Source organism: Halomonas sp. AOP7-E1-9 (assembly GCF_052376035.1).
GTDB classification, from domain to species: domain Bacteria; phylum Pseudomonadota; class Gammaproteobacteria; order Pseudomonadales; family Halomonadaceae; genus Vreelandella; species Vreelandella citrativorans.
Map to the genome: position 1 here is coordinate 1 of NZ_JBQSVC010000008.1, position 17,730 is coordinate 17,730.

Below are 17,730 nucleotides of genomic sequence, written 5' to 3' on the forward strand. Positions count from 1 at the left end.
CCTCAAGGCTTCGCACCTGACACCTAACACTCATGGGGCACTTAGCGGTGCTTTTCACCCACAATGGTGGCGGGTGTTCGCCATACCAACAGCGCGCCCAGCAAGAATAGGCCCGATGCGGCCCACATGGTAATAGGCAGGCTAGTAGCATCAACAACCCGGCCACCGACCATCGCGCCCAGCCCAATGGAGAGGTTGAACACAAAGGCCATCAGGGCGGTCGCAGCTTCGGTATTGGGTGCGGTGCGTAAAATCCACGTCTGTATGCTCACCGACACGCTGCCAAACGCGGCCCCCCACACCATGAGTAGCAGCACGCCGCTGACAGGCTCGACCCCGAGCAGCGGGAAAGACGCCACCACCAATAGCAGCAAGCTTGGGATCGCCAGCACCGCCCGATAAGGATGGCGCCCAGCGAACATGCCTGCGGCGATATTGCCCAGTATTCCTGCCGCCCCATACAGTAGCAGCAAGCTGCCCACATGGCGCTGAGCTACACCGCTTATCTCCTGAAGGATAGGGCTAATGAAAGTGTACGCTGCAAAGTGTCCGACAACTACAAAGCCCGTGACCAGAACCGCGACCCGAACGCCACGGCTAGTGAACTGCTGGGCCAGCACTTTGAGACGGACTGGCTCCCTGGGTGGAAGTGGCGGCAGCCAGCACCACAGTGCCAGTGCGGTTAACAGGCTAAAACCGCCCAAAGCCCCAAACGCGATTCGCCAGTTGCTTAGATCACCCAGTAAGGTACCCAGTGGCACGCCAAGCACCGATGCAGCGGCTACGCCGCCAAAAATAATCGTCATGGCCTTGGGCACTTTATCGCTGGGCACCAAGCGCGGAGCAATACTCCCGGCCACGGCCCAATAACCGCCGATACTGACACCCACCAGCACGCGGGCGGCCAGCAGTAGGATAAAGCTACTGGCCAGCGCTGAAAGCACGCTACCAATCACCATGACGACCATGAGTAGCGTGAGCATAATGCGCCGATCCAACCGGCCTACCGCCACGGGCAGTAGCGGCGCCGAAAAAGCGGCGACCACGCCCGGTACCGTTACCATCAAGCCAGCGACACCGGGCGTTACATCCATGGATGAAGCCACCTGAGACAACAACCCGATAGGCAGCTGTTCAGCGGTTACCAATAGAAAAATGCCGATCATCACGGCGACCACCGCCCACCAACGCGGTGCCTGTTCCTTCTCCATGCCTACTTCCTTCTAACTAAAACGTCCACCCAACCAAACGCTCTTTTAATCACACTTTCTTTCAACCAAACGACTCCGCCCCCGCAACCAGGGGCTACGGGGGCGGAAGAGACAACCTTACGGCGACTTAGCCCGCGGTGTTCTCACTTTCAGCGGCAAACGCTGCTTTCTCTTCTTCGGTGATCTCTTTCATCGAGAGCTTCACGCGGTTGCGGTTATCGATGTCGAGCACCTTCACAATCACGTCGTCGCCTTCGTTCAGGAAATCGCGCACGTTGTTAACGCGCTCAGCCACGATTTGCGAAATATGCACAAGACCATCAGTACCCGGCATGATGTTCACAAAGGCACCGAAGTCAGCAATACGTACGACCTTGCCGTTATACAGCTTGCCAATTTCCGCTTCTGCCGTAATCGCCAATACGGTATCGATGGCTTTTTTCGCCGCAGCCTTGTCTTCAGCGTAGATGCGCACGGTACCGTCGTCATCAAGGTCGATAGACGCGCCGGTATCATCGCAAATCTTCCGAATGGTGGCGCCGCCTTTACCAATAACGTCACGGATCTTGTCCGGGTCGATCTTGATGGTGGCCATGGAAGGCGCATTATCGGAGACGTCGGTACGGCTCTGGCTGATGACTACATTCATCTGCTCAAGAATACCCAGGCGCGCTTTGTGGGCTTGCTGAAGCGCAGTCTCCATGATCTCTTCGTTGATGCCTTCAATCTTGATGTCCATCTGCAGGGCAGTAACACCCTCTTCTGAACCGGCCACTTTAAAGTCCATATCGCCAAGGTGATCTTCATCACCCAGGATATCGGTCAGTACCGCGTAGCCATCTTCGTCTTTCACCAGCCCCATGGCGATACCCGCCACCGGTGCTTTCAGCGGTACACCCGCATCCATCAGCGCAAGTGAAGAGCCACATACTGACGCCATCGAGCTTGAGCCGTTGGATTCAGTAATTTCCGATACCACACGAATAGTGTAGGGGAAGGCTTCTTCAGACGGCAGCATGGCCTGAACACCACGGCGTGCCAAACGGCCATGGCCGATTTCACGACGTTTCGGGCCACCCATAAAGCCCGCTTCACCGACCGAGTAGGGAGGGAAGTTGTAGTGCAGCATAAAGCGGTCTTTACGCTCGCCTTCCAGCGACTCGATCAGCTGAGAGTCACGCAGGGTGCCCAGCGTTGCCACTGCAATCGCTTGGGTCTCACCACGAGTGAACACCGCCGAACCGTGAGTCTTGGGCAGCGCGCCCACTTCGATCGCTAGCGGGCGCACGGTGAAGTTGTCACGGCCATCAATGCGTGGCTCACCTTTTACAACGCGTGAACGTACAACGCGTTTCTCAAGACCAGCAAAGGCACCTTTTACTTCGTCTTTGCTGAACTTGTCGTTAACCGGTTCACCGTCAATGGCTGCCAGCTGTTCAACCGCCTGATCTTTCAGGGCTGCCAGGGCATCCTGGCGCTGCATCTTATCGGTGATGCGATAGGCATCGCCCACCTGCGCTTCAAACGCATCCGCAATGGCGGTTTTCAGCGCTACGTTCTCAGGGGCTGGCTGCCAGTCCCAACGCGGTTTGCCGGCCTCGGCAACCAGCTCGTTAATCGCGCTAACCGCGACCTGCATTTCCTGGTGACCAAACAGTACGGCGCCCAGCATCTCGTCTTCCAGAAGCTCTTTGGCTTCGGACTCGACCATCAGCACGGCGTTTTCAGTACCGGCAACGACCATGTCCAGCTCGGAAGTCGCGAGCTCTTCAACGGTCGGGTTAAGGAAATACCCCTGCTCTTCGTTGAAGCCAACGCGCGCAGCACCGATCGGGCCATTGAACGGCACGCCAGAAATGCTCAGTGCAGCGGAGGTACCCAGCATCGCGGCAATATCCGGGTCGTGATTACGATCGGTGGAAAGAACGGTACAGATAACCTGCACTTCGTTCATAAAGCCTTTGGGGAAAAGCGGACGGATCGGACGGTCGATCAGACGCGAGGTCAGAGTTTCTTTCTCGGTCGGACGCCCTTCGCGCTTAAAGAAGCCGCCGGGAATTTTACCTACTGCGTAGGTTTTTTCCTGGTAATGAACCGAGAGCGGGAAAAAGGGTTGGCTGGGGTTGGCTTCTTTGCGCGCCACCACGGTACACAGCACAACGGTATCTTCCATGGTGACCATAACGGCCCCCGTGGCTTGACGAGCGATACGCCCGGTTTCTAGCGTGACGGTGCTACGACCGTACTGAAACGTTTTTTTTACCGGATTCACGGCGACTTCCTTTAACATTAATATCTACTTGTCTATTCGTTTGGGTCGTTTTGACTCGCCACCATTCTAGGCGCTGTAGCGCCATACGGCTACCAGAAACCCAAAATCACCGGGGCAAAGCTACGGCCTGTGGGCGACATACATAAAAAAACGGGCAGCTCACAAGGAGCTGCCCGTTTCTCAATCTTCGCCAACAATAGCTTAGCGGCGCAGACCTAAACGCTGGATCAGAGACTGATAGCGTTCGAAATCTTTACGCTTCAGGTAGTCCAGCAGTTTACGACGCTGGTTTACCATGCGGATCAGACCACGACGCGAGTGGTGATCCTGCTTGTTGGTTTTGAAGTGGTCCTGCAGGCCATTGATGTTGGCGCTCAGCAGTGCAACCTGCACTTCAGGGGAACCGGTATCGTTATCGCCGCGGCCGTATTCGTTGACGATTTCGGCTTTCGTTTCAGCGGTTAATGCCATCTGTCTCTCCAGTAAGCAATATGCCTAAAATTTAATGGGTGAGACCACGCATATTTGCAGTCTCAGGCGACTCTTTTCGACGTACTGTTTCCAGCACTATTTCAAGTACCGTTTCCAGTACTATTTCAAGTGCTATTTTCGCGTAAATCGTCACATCCTTGCAACGTTTCACCCGGACTCTTACGAGATAGCGACGGTACTTAACAGCCGCTTGGGTGCTACTTCCTGAGCACCTTTTACAACACCGAGGCCGATAAACGTCTCAGCATAATAAAGCCTTGCCAACGCATCGGGAGCCAGCGTACCAATACTCAAGTTGGCCGATTGACCGTGGGCTAAGCGCCCGTAAGCCGTTTCGTCCACCTCAAGCGTCGGCAGATGATCCACCAGCACATCAGCGGGCATTAATTCAGCCTCACGCGAGGTCTGATCCGCCAATGCTTCAAGCGCTTCGAGGGTCCACATCGTGTCACCCGTAAAAGGCCCGGTTTTGAGCCTGCGGAGCTGACTGATGTGAGCACCACACCCCAGCGCCAAACCGATATCTTCGGCCAGCGTACGGATGTAAGTCCCCTTGCTGCAGGTGACTTCAAGCTCGAAGGCTTCGCCGTCAAATGCAAGCAGGCGCGCATCATACACGCTTACCCGCCGCGCTGCACGCTCTACCTGCTTACCCTCACGGGCCAGCTCATAGAGTTTCTTACCCTGATGCTTGAGCGCCGAATACATCGGCGGCACCTGATCGATCTCACCGCGAAAGCGCGCAATCGCGGCTTCAACGTCATCCGCTGTCAACGACGGCACATCGCGGCGCTCAATCACCGTGCCTTCTGCATCACCGGTGTCGGTGATCACACCCAGCTCAACGCGGGTGCGATACATTTTGTCGGCTTCCAGCAGGTGCGCGGAGAACTTGGTGGCCTCGCCCAGGCAAATCGGCAGTAAGCCGGTTGCCATAGGGTCCAGCGTGCCGGTATGTCCGGCTTTTTGGGCCTCGAACAAACGACGTACACGCTGTAGGGCATGGTTGCTGGAAACGCCCTTGGGCTTATCCAGCAGTAATACCCCATTGACCGGTAAACCGCGACGGCGACGAGCCATTAGCGCGTCTCCTCACCTTGATCAGAATCACCCTCTTCATCCACTTGACGAGCCCGGTCAGTCGACACGGCCTCTTCAATCAGGGAAGAGAGGTGCTGCCCACGCACCACGCTCTCATCGTAATGAAAGCGCAGTTCAGGGACATGGCGCAACTGAATGCGTTTGGCAATCTGGCTCCTTAGAAAACCGGCGGCACGCTTAAGCACCTGCAGGTTCTCTTTGATACGCTCAGGCTCCTGCTCACCCAACAGGGTGACATGGATATCGGCGTAGCCAAGATCACGGCTAACGGTTACGCCGCTCACCGTGATCATGCCCAAACGCGGGTCTTTCACTTCGCGTTGAATAAGTACCGCCAGCTCCTTTTGGAGCTGGTCGGCTACTCGGTCGGTACGCTTAAATTCGCGCATGGTTGTCTCCTCGCGGCCTTACAGGCTGCGCTCGACTCTGACTTGATCGAAGACTTCGATCTTGTCGCCGACCTGGACATCGTTGTAGTTCTTCACGCCGATGCCACACTCCATACCGTTACGCACTTCTTGTACGTCGTCCTTGAAGCGGCGCAGCGATTCGAGCTCGCCTTCGTAGATGACCACGTTGTCACGCAGTACGCGGATGCGTTTGCTGCGAGACACGGAACCTTCGACGACCATACAACCCGCCACTGCACCGATCTTCGGCGCACGGAACACATCGCGCACTTCGGCAACACCGACGATTTCTTCTTTCCAGTCGGGGGCGAGCATACCGCTCATCGCCTGCTTGACCTCATCGATCAAGTGGTAGATGACGCTGTAGTAACGCAGATCCAAGCCTTCACGCTCGATAATCTCGCGGGCAGCGGCGTCGGCACGGACGTTGAAGCCGACCACGATTGCCTCAGAGGCCAGCGCCAGGTTGGCGTCAGTACCGGTGATACCACCAACACCTGAAGAGACCACAGCCACTTGTACTTCATCAGTGGAGAGTTCTTCAAGGGCACCTTTAATCGCCTCCAGAGAGCCTTGTACGTCAGCTTTAAGAACGATATTAACCTTGGCCACTTCATCCTGACCCATCTGGCTAAACATGTTCTCAAGCTTGGCTTTCTGCTGACGCGCCAGACGTACTTCGCGGTACTTGCCTTGACGGAAGTTAGCCACTTCGCGGGCTTTCTTCTCATCGGCCACGACCATGAAGTCATCACCCGCATCCGGCGTACCGTCCAGGCCCTGAATCTCAACGGGCATGGCCGGGCCAACGCTCTCAACCTGCAGGCCAAGCTCGTTGGTCAGCGCACGTACACGGCCGTAGTGCAGGCCAGCCAGAACGATATCGCCTTTCTGCAGCGTACCGTTTTGAACCAGTACGGTGGCAACCGGGCCACGACCTCGGTCAAGACGTGACTCAACGACAACGCCTTTAGCAGGTGCCGACGGCACTGCTTTCAGCTCAAGTACTTCAGAAACCAGCTGAATCGCTTCCAGCAGCTCTTCAATACCGTCACCGGTCTTGGCGGAAACGTGTACAAACTGCGTATCACCGCCCCACTCTTCGGAAATCACGCCGTGCTGCGAGAGTTCGTTACGAATGCGGTCAAAATCAACACCAATCTTATCGACCTTGTTCACCGCAACGACCATGGGTACTTCAGCCGCTTTGGAGTGCTCGATCGCCTCAATGGTCTGGGGCATCACGCCGTCGTCAGCAGCGACCACCAGGATAACCACGTCGGTTGCCTTGGCACCACGAGCACGCATGGCGGTAAACGCCGCGTGGCCAGGGGTATCCAGGAAGGTCACGCCACCATGGCTGTCTTCAACGTGGTAAGCACCGATATGCTGGGTGATACCACCCGCTTCACCGGTGGCCACTTTGGCACGGCGAATGTAGTCCAGCAGTGAGGTCTTACCGTGGTCAACGTGGCCCATAACGGTCACGACGGGAGAGCGGGTGATCTCTTCGCCTTCATAGGAGATGCCTTCAAGCATTTCCGTTTCCAGCGCATCATCCTTCACCAGCTTGACCTTGTGGCCCATCTCTTCCACTACGATGGCCGCTGTATCCTGGTCAATCGTTTGGTTGATGGTCACGGCCGCGCCCATGTTAAACATGGCCTTGATGACTTCGTTGGCCTTGATCGACATTTTGTCGGCAAGCTCAGCCACGCTGATTGACTCAGGGATCGATACTTCACGTACGATCGGCTGAGTCGGCTTTTGGAAGCCGTGCTTGCCATTGCCGCTCTGACTTGGGCCACGGCGGCCGCCACGACGCTCGGCACGTTTTACTTTCTTCGCCCCGCCGCCGCGCTTACGCTCTTCGCGATCACCACGGTCATCTTCGTCATCACGACCTTTTTTCTTCGCGACAGCTTTCTTGGGCGGTGCAGTACGACGGTCGGTACGGCCCTCTTTCGGCGGTGCTGGCGGCATTTCCTCTGTCGCTGGCGCAGCTTCGATCTGAAGTTCGGGCACTTCAAGTTTAGGCTCAGCCGCTGCTTTCGCTTCGGCTTCTTTACGCGCGGCGTCTTCCGCTGCCTTGGCTTTAGCGGCGGCTGCTTTCTCGGCAGCTTCACGTGCTTCGCGCGCTTTACGCTCGGCTTCGGCTTCGGCCATATCGCCCACTAGCTGGCGTGGACCTGAATGCTTGGGCTCAGCGACTTTCGGCTTATCCTCTTCGGCGCTTTTAACGTACGTTTTTTTCTTACGTACTTGCACTTCAATCGTTTTACCGCGTTCGCCGGTTTTAATGCGGCTGCGCGTTTTACGGGTCAGCGTGATACGGTTTTTGCTTGTATCAGTGTCGCTGTCGCCGCCATGGCTTTTCTTCAGAAAGGTCAGCAGTTTCTGCTTGTCTTCTTCAGACACGGCATCGCCTTCAGAGGCGTGCTTCAAGCCAGCTTCTTTCATCTGTTCTAGTAGGCGGGGCACATCACGGCCCACCTTTACTGCAAAATCTTTAACTGTCATATCTGACATAGTGACCCTCCTCAGCCCGTGACCTGTTTACTGTGTGTTCGAATCCGATGCGTTATCGTCTTCAAACCAGGGCGCACGGGCAGTCATGATCAGTGCCGCTGCGCGCGCTTCGTCCAACTCCTCGATATCGACCAGATCGTCGACAGACTGCTCGGCGAGATCTTCCATAGTGACAATGCCACGGCTAGCCAGAATGAAGGCCAGATGGCGCTCCATGCCGTCCATTTCCAGCAGATCAGTTGCTGGCTGGGCACCGTCTAGCGCTTCTTCCGAGGCAATCGCCATCGTCAGCAGCTCGTCTTTCGCACGTGCACGCAGCTCTTCAACCAGATCTTCATCGAACTCTTCGATCTCGAGCATTTCTTCAAGCGGCACGTAGGCAACTTCTTCCAGGGTAGTAAACCCTTCTTCTACCAGCAGGCGGGCCACGTCTTCGTCCACTTCAAGGTGCTGAACGAACGTGTCCACCAGGCTATCAATCTCCTGCTCGCGCTTGGAATCAGCTTCTTCTTCGGTCATCACGTTGATACGCCAGCCGGTAAGCTCTGACGCCAAGCGTACGTTTTGACCACTACGCCCAATTGCCTGTGCCAGGTTATCCTGAGCAACCGCCACGTCCATTGCGTGGGCATCCTCGTCGACAAGGATAGACCCAACATCAGCGGGCGCCATGGCATTAATGACCAGCTGGGCGGGATTGTCGTCCCACAGCACGATATCGACACGCTCATTTTGCAGCTCAGACGAAACAGCCTGAACGCGTGAACCACGCATCCCCACACACGCCCCTACCGGGTCGATGCGGCGATCATTGGTCTTAACGGCAATTTTGGCACGTGAGCCAGGGTCGCGCGCAGCCCCTTTAATCTCAATCAGCTGTTCAGCGATTTCAGGTACTTCAATTTTAAACAGCTCGATAATCAACGCCGGGTTGGTACGCGACAGCTGCAGCTGGGCACCCCGTGCATCCGGGTCAACTTTAACCAGCAGTGCGCGAACCCGCTCGTTCATGCGGTAACGCTCGCCGTGGATCATCTCATTGCGCGGCAAGAAGGCTTCAGCATTCTCGCCCAAATCGATAATCAGGCCGTCGCGAGTGGTCTTTTTGACAATACCAGCCACCAGCTCGCCTTCACGGTCCGCATATTGGCGAACCACTTCAGCGCGCTCAGCTTCACGCACTTTTTGTACGATGACCTGCTTGGCGGTTTGGGCGGCAATGCGTCCAAACATCGCGTTTTCGATCTGCTGTTCGACAACGTCGCCAAGCTTCAAAGGCGGGTCGCGCTGCTCGGCGATGGTTTCTTTGATTTCGTAATCTGGCGTTTCGAATTCGTCATCTTCAACCACTGTCCAGTAGCGGAAGGTGTCGTATTCCCCTGTACGGCGGTCGATACGCACCCGCACATTGGCTTCTTCATTTTCAAAACGCTTGCGTGACGCGCTCGCAAGAGCCGCTTCTACCGCCTCGAAGATGACATCCCGGGGGACGCCTTTTTCGTTGGAGATCGCGTCAACGACCATTAAAATTTCTTTACTCATGCGTTTGCCTCGCCAGAAAACCTGTCCTTTTGTGCATCACCCCGGCAGCCTGCCGGCAGCGCCGCCACCCGGTTAATCGTCGAACTGCGGTACGATGTGCGCTGAATCAATGCTTTCAATCGGAAAGCAGAACTCCTCGCCATCCAGTTGTAGCAGTACTTCATCACCCTCGACACCTGCCAAGAGCCCCTGGTATTTGCGCCGTCCATCAAACGCCACGCGCAGCTTAAGTGCGACATGGTGGCCTTGATAGCGGGTAAATTGATCCAGGGTATATAAAGGGCGTGCCATACCGGGCGAAGAGACTTCCAGCCGGTACTCACCGGGAATGGGATCTTCCACGTCCATCACAGCACTGACTTGGCGACTAATATCAGCGCAATTTTCCACACTGACACCGCTTTCGCTTTCGATGTAAACCACCAACCGCGAATGCTTGCCTTGGGAAACATGATCGATGCCCCATAGCTCAAAGCCCATGGCGGCGACGACAGGTTCAATTAGCGCATGTAGCGCTGCGTGTTTAGTGGCCACAGACAAAGCTCCTATAGCCGTTGCATCAGGCACCTGGCCAGGAGTTATTAGAGAAGCCAGGAGGCTGATTGGCGTTACCCGGAATGTGTCTCCGGCAACTCGGACGATATCCGCTCTTGAGACACGCTTGTTAACAAAAAGCTTGCTAACAAAAAGCCCCTTCACAGGAAGGGGCTTTTCATAAGAAACCTGTAATACCAACCAGGAAACACAGCGCAGGATTTACCTACTTGGCAATTAACCCTTATCGACATCTCATTACCATGATCTGTCAGGCTAGTCGCCTATCTAACGTGCTACCAGGAAATGGTAGCGGGGACCGGATTTGAACCGATGACCTTCGGGTTATGAGCCCGACGAGCTACCAGACTGCTCCACCCCGCATCAATCTAGGTCGACGATAATAGACACTTGAACCACTTACGTCAAGAACTCTTTTCGTCTCAGGCGCTAAACCTGGGTTTCTTTATCAAAACGTTTTTTGACGAACGTTGTTTGATAAAGAGTCTGGGAAGCTGGCGAGCCAGCAAAATAGATGGTGCCGAAGGCGGGACTTGAACCCGCACGACCATACGGTCACTACCCCCTCAAGATAGCGTGTCTACCAATTCCACCACTTCGGCATCAGGGGAGGCTAAAGAAAGCGACATCAAGCATTTACTCGCTGCTTTCCTCTAGCACTGGCGCGGTATTATCCACACTTGCAGGGCTATCGTCAAGCGTTGGAACGCTTTGCTGTTGCTCGATCAGGCGTGAATCAGGAATACCCGCTTCCGGCGCCTGGCCTGCTTGCGTTGCAAAGTACGCCAGCGCCATAGAGGTTACGAAAAAACCTGCTGCCAGAACCGCGGTGGTACGCGACAAAAAGCTACCGCTACCGCGCGAGCCAAATACCGTTTGCGAGGCACCGCCTCCAAACGCGGCACCCGCTTCGGCACCTTTACCCTGCTGAAGCAGGATCAATACAACCAGGGCGACCGCAATCACCACGTGGACCATAAGAATTGCAACTTGCATGGCGTTATCCTGCTGACTGACAAATGGCGTAAAAATCATCGGTTTTGAGCGAAGCACCGCCCACTAAACCGCCGTCGATATCCGGCTGGGCAAGTAGCTCAGCCGCATTTTTTGCGTTCATACTGCCGCCGTAGAGCAACCGCATCTGCTCAGCGAGCGCTGCACTAAACTCTGCGAGGTAGGCGCGGATTCCGGCCATTACGTCCTGCGCCTGCTCGGGCGTTGCTGTCCGCCCGGTACCAATCGCCCATACGGGTTCATAGGCAATCACGACCGCTTGGCGCTGCTCGGGCGCTAAACGCGTCATCGCATAGCCTACCTGGCGCAATACCACATCCATGGTCTTCTCGGCATCGCGTTCGGCAAGTGACTCACCCACACACAGAATGGGTGTCAGGCCATTATCCAGCGCCGCCAATAAGCGATCAAACACCTGCTCATCGCTTTCACAGTACAGCTCGCGACGCTCGGAGTGACCCACCAGCACATACGCCACTTCGAACTCTTTGAGCATACATCCGCTCACTTCACCCGTGTGTGCACCAGACTCGACAGGATTGAGCGTCTGGGCGCCTAACGCTAGCGGTGTATTGCGAAACGCCTGACGCGCCGCGTCCAGATAAGGAAAGGGGGGAATAAGCACAACGTCCAAGGCTGCAGGTAACGAGACATCAGCAAACGCGCTGCCAAAATCATTTATCAGTGCAGCGGACCCGTTCATTTTCCAATTACCGGCAATTAATGGCGTACGCATGAACTCTCCTCACTCAAGGTGGAGCGAAATGGTATAGGAGCGGCCTTGACAAGACAACCGCTGACAAGCACAGCTGCCTTATTTGAGCAAGGCTTGAACACGATCAGCCAGCCCCTGAGTCAACTGATCAACATTCAAGTGACCGCAGCCTTCTACCATCACGCGAATCAATGGCTCGGTGCCGGAGGGCCGCAACAGCACCCGCCCTTGATCACCCAGCTGTTTTTCAACGTCAGCAACAGCGTCCTGCAGGGCGCTTAATGCCATGACATCATGCGCCAAGGTCCCAGCGGGCAAGCGCACATTCACCAAGGCCTGCGGGACTTTCTCAAACCCTTTCAGCAATTCCGGCAGCGATGCTTGCTCACGGATCATCAATGCCAACACCTGTAGAGCAGCGACAATGCCGTCTCCAGTGGTTTGCACATGACCGCATACAATATGCCCCGACGCTTCGCCACCCAGCTCCCACTCGTTAGCCGCCATCATCTCCATGACAAAGCGGTCGCCTACCTTGGCCCGCTTAAAGGGAATACCCAGCTTTTCAAGCGCGACAGCAAGGCCAAAGTTACTCATTAAGGTGCCGACCACGCCGCCTGCTAACAGGCCTCGCTCATGACGGTCACGAGCAATCAAATAGAGGATATCATCGCCATCAATTTCGCGGCCATCACTATCCACCATCAGCACGCGGTCCCCATCACCATCAAATGCGATGCCTAAATCGGCCCCCCGGTGGATGACCGCAGCACGTAGCGCCGCAGGATGTGTAGAGCCTACTTGATGGTTAATATTCAAGCCGTCAGGTGACGCGCCGATAACGCTGACCTCTGCGCCTAGCTCGCGAAACACGTTTGGCGCAATGTGATAGGTCGCACCGTGGGAGCAATCCAGCACAACGTTTAGCCCATGCAGGCTTAAGCGGTCTGGCAGTGTCGATTTGCAAAATTCAATATAGCGGCCAGCGGCATCACCGATCCGAGTTGCCTTGCCCAACTGGGCCGCTTCAGCGGTCGTTAACGGCGCCTCCAGCATGGCTTCGATACGGTCTTCTGTCTCATCGGGGAGCTTTTTGCCCTCTGCCGAGAAAAACTTGATGCCGTTATCATCAAACGGATTATGTGATGCTGAAATCACGATCCCTGCATCGGCACGAAACGTGCGGGTGAGATACGCAATACCTGGTGTCGGCATGGGCCCCAAAAGCGACACATCAACGCCAGCGGCTGAAAGCCCGGCCTCTAACGCCGACTCAAACATATAACCTGAAATACGCGTGTCTTTACCAATCAACACCCGCGTCCGACCCTTTTCGCGGCGCAATACCTGGCCCGCTGCCCAACCAAGCTTGAGCATAAAATCGGCAGTGATTGGTGCTTGTCCGACCGTGCCCCGAATCCCGTCGGTACCAAAATAGCGTCGTGTCATGAATATTTTTCCTCGTTTAGCGGCATGTCGCACCCCTCCTGGAGTACCGCCCAGGCCATATTAACGGCATCGACCGTCGGCCCCACATCGTGCACGCGTAGGATTTTAGCGCCACGTTCAACGGCCATGGCAGACAGCGCAAGACCACCCGCCAAACGCTCTTCTACCGGGCGCCCCAGCACTTTACCAATCATGCTTTTACGCGACATTCCCACCAATAGCGGCAAACCAAGCGCCTGCAGGGCATCCATATATTTTAGCAGGCGCAAATTGTGCTCAACCGTTTTTCCAAACCCAAAGCCCGGGTCGAGCAGCAAGCGGCTGCGACGCAGGCCAGCAGCCTCGCACTCCGCGACACGCTGCGCTAGATAATCAGCGACAGCCACTTCCACCGGCTGGTCATAAGAAGGTGACTGCTGCATATCCTGTGGCTCACCCTGGCGGTGCATTAAACAGACAGGAAGCCCGCTGCCAATGGCCGCCATTAAGGCATCTTCACGCTCAAGCGCACGCACGTCGTTAATCATTCCAGCGCCCAACGCACTTGATTCGCGCATCACCAGCGAGCAGCTGGTATCGACTGATACCAACGCATCCAGCTCACGAACCAGCGCCTCAACAACCGGCGCGACCCGGTCCAGCTCCTCTTGAGCACTTAGCGGCTCAGCCCCGGGGCGCGTCGACTCGCCGCCCACATCAATAATCGCAGCACCTTCGGCAAGCATACGCTCGGCATGACGCAGCGCGTCATCCAGCGCTACGTGCCGACCACCATCAGAAAAAGAGTCGGGCGTAACATTTAAAATCCCCATAACGCGAGGAAAAGAGAGATCCAGCACATGGCGCCCACAACGCATGTGCACATTCTCATTCATTGCGGGTGATAAAGAGGGGTCAATTATTGATTTCATGCGGCTGCCTATTAAAAAGAAGCACTGCTACTGCCTGAATAACAGCATAACAAAAAGGCGCCCCATATTGGGGCGCCTTTGCAGTGGCCGGAGCGTATCAGGAGCCCGTTGAACCACCAAGCGGGTCAGAGGGGCGTCGGCGAGGCTTGTCATCATCCTCGTCACCCTCATCCCCTGAAGCACCACCACCAGACGCATGATCAGTGGCGTTCGGTGAATCGTTCTGCGTCGTCGGCACGTCATCGCTAACGGGCGTTCCACCGCCAGGTGAATCACCGTCGTTCCAACCTTCCGGCGGACGCGGATCACGGCCTTCCATGATGTCTTTCAACTGGTCGGCATCGATGGTTTCGTACTTCATCAACGCTTCGGTCATGGCTTCCAGCTTATCGCGATTATCGGTCAATATCTGACGCGCCTGCTCATAACAATCGTCAATAATCTTACGAATTTCTTTATCAAGACGCGTCGTTGTGTCACCCGACTTCATCTTGCTGCCGCCCTGGCCCGGGCCACCGAGAAACTGATGTGACTCATCTTCGTCGTACATGATCGGGCCCATCTCGTCTGACAGCCCCCATTTCGTGACCATGTTATGAGCCAGTTCGGTAGCGCGCTTGATGTCATTAGAAGCACCGGTGGTGACACCGTTGGCCCCCAGCGTCATCTCTTCGGCGATACGACCACCGAACAGCGAACAAATCTGGCTAAGAATCTGCTGACGCGACAGGCTATAACGGTCTTCCTCGGGCAGGAACATGGTGACACCTAATGCCCGACCACGCGGAATAATCGTTACCTTGTAGACCGGATCATGCTCAGGCATCACCAGACCGATAATCGCATGGCCCGATTCGTGATAAGCCGTATTCAACTTCTCTTTATCGGTCATGACCATCGATTTGCGCTCAGCGCCCATCATGATCTTGTCTTTGGCAAGCTCCAGCTCTTCCATGCTGACCAAGCGCTTGTTACGGCGTGCGGCGAACAGCGCTGACTCATTCACCAGGTTAGCCAAATCGGCACCTGAGAAGCCTGGCGTTCCACGCGCAATGATCGACGGTTTAACGTCTTCCGCCAGCGGCACCTTACGCAGGTGAACGCCCAGAATATGCTCACGGCCACGGATGTCCGGCAAGCCAACGGTCACCTGACGGTCAAAGCGGCCTGGACGCAGCAGCGCCGGGTCGAGTACGTCCGGGCGGTTGGTGGCGGCAATCACGATAACGCCTTCGTTGGCTTCAAAGCCGTCCATTTCAACCAGTAGTTGGTTGAGCGTCTGCTCGCGCTCGTCGTTACCGCCACCCATACCAGCACCGCGTGACCGGCCAACCGCGTCAATCTCATCGATAAAGATGATGCAGGGCGCCTGCTTCTTGGCCTGTTCGAACATGTCACGTACACGCGATGCACCGACACCCACAAACATTTCAACGAAGTCGGAACCGGAAATCGAGAAGAACGGCACCTTGGCTTCACCGGCAATCGATTTTGCCAGCAGCGTTTTACCGGTACCCGGCGGGCCCACCATCAATACACCGCGAGGGATCGTACCGCCCAGGCGCTGGAACTTGGTTGGATCGCGCAGGAAGTCGACAAGCTCCTCCACTTCCTCTTTCGCTTCATCACAACCGGCTACATCGGCAAACGTGGTTTTGATCTGGTCCTGAGAAAGCAGCTTGGCCTTGGACTTACCAAAGCTCATCGGGCCGCCTTTACCGCCACCAGCGCCGCCCTGCATCTGGCGCATAAAGAACATAAAGATGGCCAGGATCAACAGAATCGGGAAGCTTGCGATCAGCAGGCGCATCCAGATGCTTTGCTGCTCTGGCGCTTTACCCACCACCGTTACATTATTGCTTAGCAGGTCATCCATCAGCTTGGGGTCTTCAGCCGCCGGACGAATCGTCTGGAACTGCGAACCGTCCGTACGCTCACCGTTAATGGTATAGCCATCAATGGTAACGCTACGCACCTGCTGATTTTGCACCTGCTCCACAAACTGGGAGTAATTGGTGCTTTGGGGAGCACTTTCGGTACTAAAATTGTTGAACACTGTCAGTAGCACAGCCGCGATGACCAGCCACAGAATCAGGTTCTTCGCCATATCGTTCAAGGGGCTACCCTCATTACAAGAATCCGTCAGTTAAACGCCAATACTGAGACCTTACACCAGTACCTGGCGTTCAACCATTGCCAAAGCACTATTAACTTTGGGCCATCTGTATCACGCTTATCTCATGCGTATAATGTGACACACCTTGCGCCTGCCTGTCTGGCAATCGCGATGATAAATCTTTGCTATGCACGACCTGTCAGTTTAGCCGCGAAACCCCTCCGCTAAAAAGTAGACTTCCCGCGAACGAGCCCGCGAGGCATCTGGCTTACGGATCACGACACGATCAAAACTGCCGCGCAATTCTTTAAGGTAGGCGTCAAATCCTTCCCCCTGAAACACCTTGGCCAGAAAGCGGCCTTTGGGGGGCAGTGTCTCACGGGCGAGCTCTAGCGCCAGCTCTACAAGGTACATAGCCTGAGGCTGGTCAATCGCAGCCATACCACTCATATTGGGGGCCATGTCGGACATCACAAGGTCTACCTGACGATTTCCCAGCCGTTCAAGAATCGCATTAAGCACCGACTCTTCCGTAAAATCGCCTTGAATAAAGTCCACCCCTGCCAGCGCGTCCATCTCCAGTATGTCAGAGGCGATCACCACACCGTCCATACCGACTTTTTCAGCGGCGATCTGACTCCAACCGCCAGGCGCCGCGCCTAGATCAATGATCGTCATGCCCGGGCGAAGCAGCTTATCTTTTTCATCCAGCTCCAGCAGTTTATAGCTTGCGCGAGAGCGATAACCATCCTGCCAACTCTGTTTCACGTACTGGTCGTCAAAGTGCTCTTTCTTCCAGTTGTTGCTGGTTTTGCTCACTGAATGTTTACGACTCGGGGGCTTTTGCTGCATATCAGAATCTAACACTGCAATATAGAGATGGGCGCGTTAACGCGATAGCTTTCACTTGGTGGCATTTCACCGTAAGATGGAACGTTAAGCGCTAACCGGGATACCGCAAGATACCATGAGCTTGTCACAGGCACAAAAGAAAGCATTTCGCAGCATTGGCCACCATTTGAACCCAGTGGTCACCGTTTCTGAAAACGGCGTCTCCGAAAATTTGCTCACAGAACTCAACCGCGCGCTCAACGATCACGAGCTTATCAAGGTGAAACTTGCCCTGCCTGAGCGTGACGACCGTGCGGCCATGCTAAACGAACTGGTCACCGGCAGCCGCGCCGACGTCGTGCAAACGATTGGCAAAATGGCACTGCTTTATCGCAAAAACCCTAAAGCCAATCCGAAGCTCTCTAACGTTTCACGCTTCGAGGGTCACCACGGCCGCCACTAACGCGTCACTGTCTGGCTGTTACAAAGAGCGATAAAAAGCCCGCGATTCGGTTGATATCAACCTGATAAGCGGGCTTTTTTATGGGCACCCATTAAGTTGGGCACCCACTAGCTCTATAG

Annotated in this window: 16 protein-coding genes and 2 tRNA genes; 1 reads left to right on the forward strand and 17 read right to left on the reverse strand. The window is 55.5% G+C overall.

Annotated features, from left to right (window positions below; genetic code table 11):
* Positions 1 to 41: 41 nt before the first annotated feature.
* The 17 genes from ACT3R4_RS06520 to rlmE form a co-directional block, all read right to left on the reverse strand.
* Positions 42 to 1,211 carry an MFS transporter gene (locus ACT3R4_RS06520; RefSeq protein ID WP_172117588.1) on the reverse strand — a complete coding sequence of 390 codons (1,170 nt, stop codon included), beginning with the start codon at positions 1,209 to 1,211 and terminating at the stop codon, positions 42 to 44.
* A gap of 127 nt (positions 1,212 to 1,338) precedes the next feature.
* Positions 1,339 to 3,501 (reverse strand): polyribonucleotide nucleotidyltransferase, encoded by a 2,163-nt coding sequence (gene pnp / locus ACT3R4_RS06525; RefSeq protein ID WP_441678229.1) that lies wholly within the window; start codon positions 3,499 to 3,501, stop codon positions 1,339 to 1,341.
* Positions 3,502 to 3,684: 183 nt separating this feature from the next.
* Positions 3,685 to 3,954 (reverse strand): 30S ribosomal protein S15, encoded by a 270-nt coding sequence (rpsO, locus tag ACT3R4_RS06530; protein WP_018917553.1) that lies wholly within the window; start codon positions 3,952 to 3,954, stop codon positions 3,685 to 3,687.
* Between the two features lie 31 nt (positions 3,955 to 3,985).
* Complete coding sequence (locus ACT3R4_RS06535; protein ID WP_172117590.1) at positions 3,986 to 4,126, reverse strand: hypothetical protein; 141 nt, start codon at positions 4,124 to 4,126, stop codon at positions 3,986 to 3,988.
* Positions 4,127 to 4,134: 8 nt separating this feature from the next.
* On the reverse strand, positions 4,135 to 5,055 hold the full coding sequence (gene truB / locus ACT3R4_RS06540; RefSeq protein WP_441678227.1) for a tRNA pseudouridine(55) synthase TruB: 921 nt from the start codon (positions 5,053 to 5,055) through the stop codon (positions 4,135 to 4,137).
* Positions 5,055 to 5,465, reverse strand: coding sequence for a 30S ribosome-binding factor RbfA (gene rbfA, locus ACT3R4_RS06545; protein WP_172117592.1), 411 nt, complete (start codon positions 5,463 to 5,465; stop codon positions 5,055 to 5,057). Before rbfA ends, truB begins: the two co-directional genes overlap by 1 nt.
* An 18-nt stretch (positions 5,466 to 5,483) precedes the next feature.
* The gene (gene infB, locus ACT3R4_RS06550) at positions 5,484 to 8,015 is read right to left on the reverse strand and encodes a translation initiation factor IF-2 (protein WP_172117593.1); all 2,532 of its coding nucleotides are present in this window, start codon (positions 8,013 to 8,015) and stop codon (positions 5,484 to 5,486) included.
* Positions 8,016 to 8,042: 27 nt separating this feature from the next.
* A complete protein-coding gene (gene nusA, locus ACT3R4_RS06555) occupies positions 8,043 to 9,557 on the reverse strand; it encodes a transcription termination factor NusA (protein ID WP_172117594.1) in 1,515 nt (504 codons plus the stop codon).
* A gap of 72 nt (positions 9,558 to 9,629) precedes the next feature.
* Positions 9,630 to 10,091, reverse strand: a complete 462-nt coding sequence (gene rimP / locus ACT3R4_RS06560; protein WP_172117595.1) for a ribosome maturation factor RimP — start codon at positions 10,089 to 10,091, stop codon at positions 9,630 to 9,632.
* A gap of 307 nt (positions 10,092 to 10,398) precedes the next feature.
* Positions 10,399 to 10,475 (reverse strand) — tRNA-Met (locus ACT3R4_RS06565).
* 152 nt (positions 10,476 to 10,627) lie between these two features.
* Positions 10,628 to 10,714: transfer RNA gene (locus tag ACT3R4_RS06570), tRNA-Leu, on the reverse strand.
* A 34-nt stretch (positions 10,715 to 10,748) separates the two neighbouring features.
* On the reverse strand, positions 10,749 to 11,108 hold the full coding sequence (gene secG, locus ACT3R4_RS06575) for a preprotein translocase subunit SecG (RefSeq protein WP_172117596.1): 360 nt from the start codon (positions 11,106 to 11,108) through the stop codon (positions 10,749 to 10,751).
* Positions 11,109 to 11,112: 4 nt separating this feature from the next.
* Positions 11,113 to 11,862: a triose-phosphate isomerase gene (tpiA, locus tag ACT3R4_RS06580; RefSeq protein WP_441678224.1), complete on the reverse strand. Its 750-nt coding sequence runs from the start codon at positions 11,860 to 11,862 to the stop codon at positions 11,113 to 11,115.
* A 78-nt stretch (positions 11,863 to 11,940) separates the two neighbouring features.
* Positions 11,941 to 13,290 (reverse strand): phosphoglucosamine mutase, encoded by a 1,350-nt coding sequence (gene glmM / locus ACT3R4_RS06585; RefSeq protein WP_172117598.1) that lies wholly within the window; start codon positions 13,288 to 13,290, stop codon positions 11,941 to 11,943.
* Positions 13,287 to 14,201 (reverse strand): dihydropteroate synthase, encoded by a 915-nt coding sequence (gene folP, locus ACT3R4_RS06590; protein ID WP_441678223.1) that lies wholly within the window; start codon positions 14,199 to 14,201, stop codon positions 13,287 to 13,289. The genes glmM and folP overlap by 4 nt, the downstream gene beginning before the upstream one ends.
* Before the next feature lie 97 nt (positions 14,202 to 14,298).
* Positions 14,299 to 16,317, reverse strand: coding sequence for an ATP-dependent zinc metalloprotease FtsH (gene ftsH / locus ACT3R4_RS06595; RefSeq protein WP_441678221.1), 2,019 nt, complete (start codon positions 16,315 to 16,317; stop codon positions 14,299 to 14,301).
* A gap of 204 nt (positions 16,318 to 16,521) precedes the next feature.
* Positions 16,522 to 17,169 (reverse strand): 23S rRNA (uridine(2552)-2'-O)-methyltransferase RlmE, encoded by a 648-nt coding sequence (gene rlmE, locus ACT3R4_RS06600; RefSeq protein WP_172117600.1) that lies wholly within the window; start codon positions 17,167 to 17,169, stop codon positions 16,522 to 16,524.
* A 115-nt stretch (positions 17,170 to 17,284) separates the two neighbouring features.
* Here rlmE and yhbY point away from each other — a divergent pair, with 115 nt between their 5' ends.
* Complete coding sequence (gene yhbY / locus ACT3R4_RS06605; protein ID WP_087108709.1) at positions 17,285 to 17,611, forward strand: ribosome assembly RNA-binding protein YhbY; 327 nt, start codon at positions 17,285 to 17,287, stop codon at positions 17,609 to 17,611.
* Positions 17,612 to 17,730: the final 119 nt, after the last annotated feature.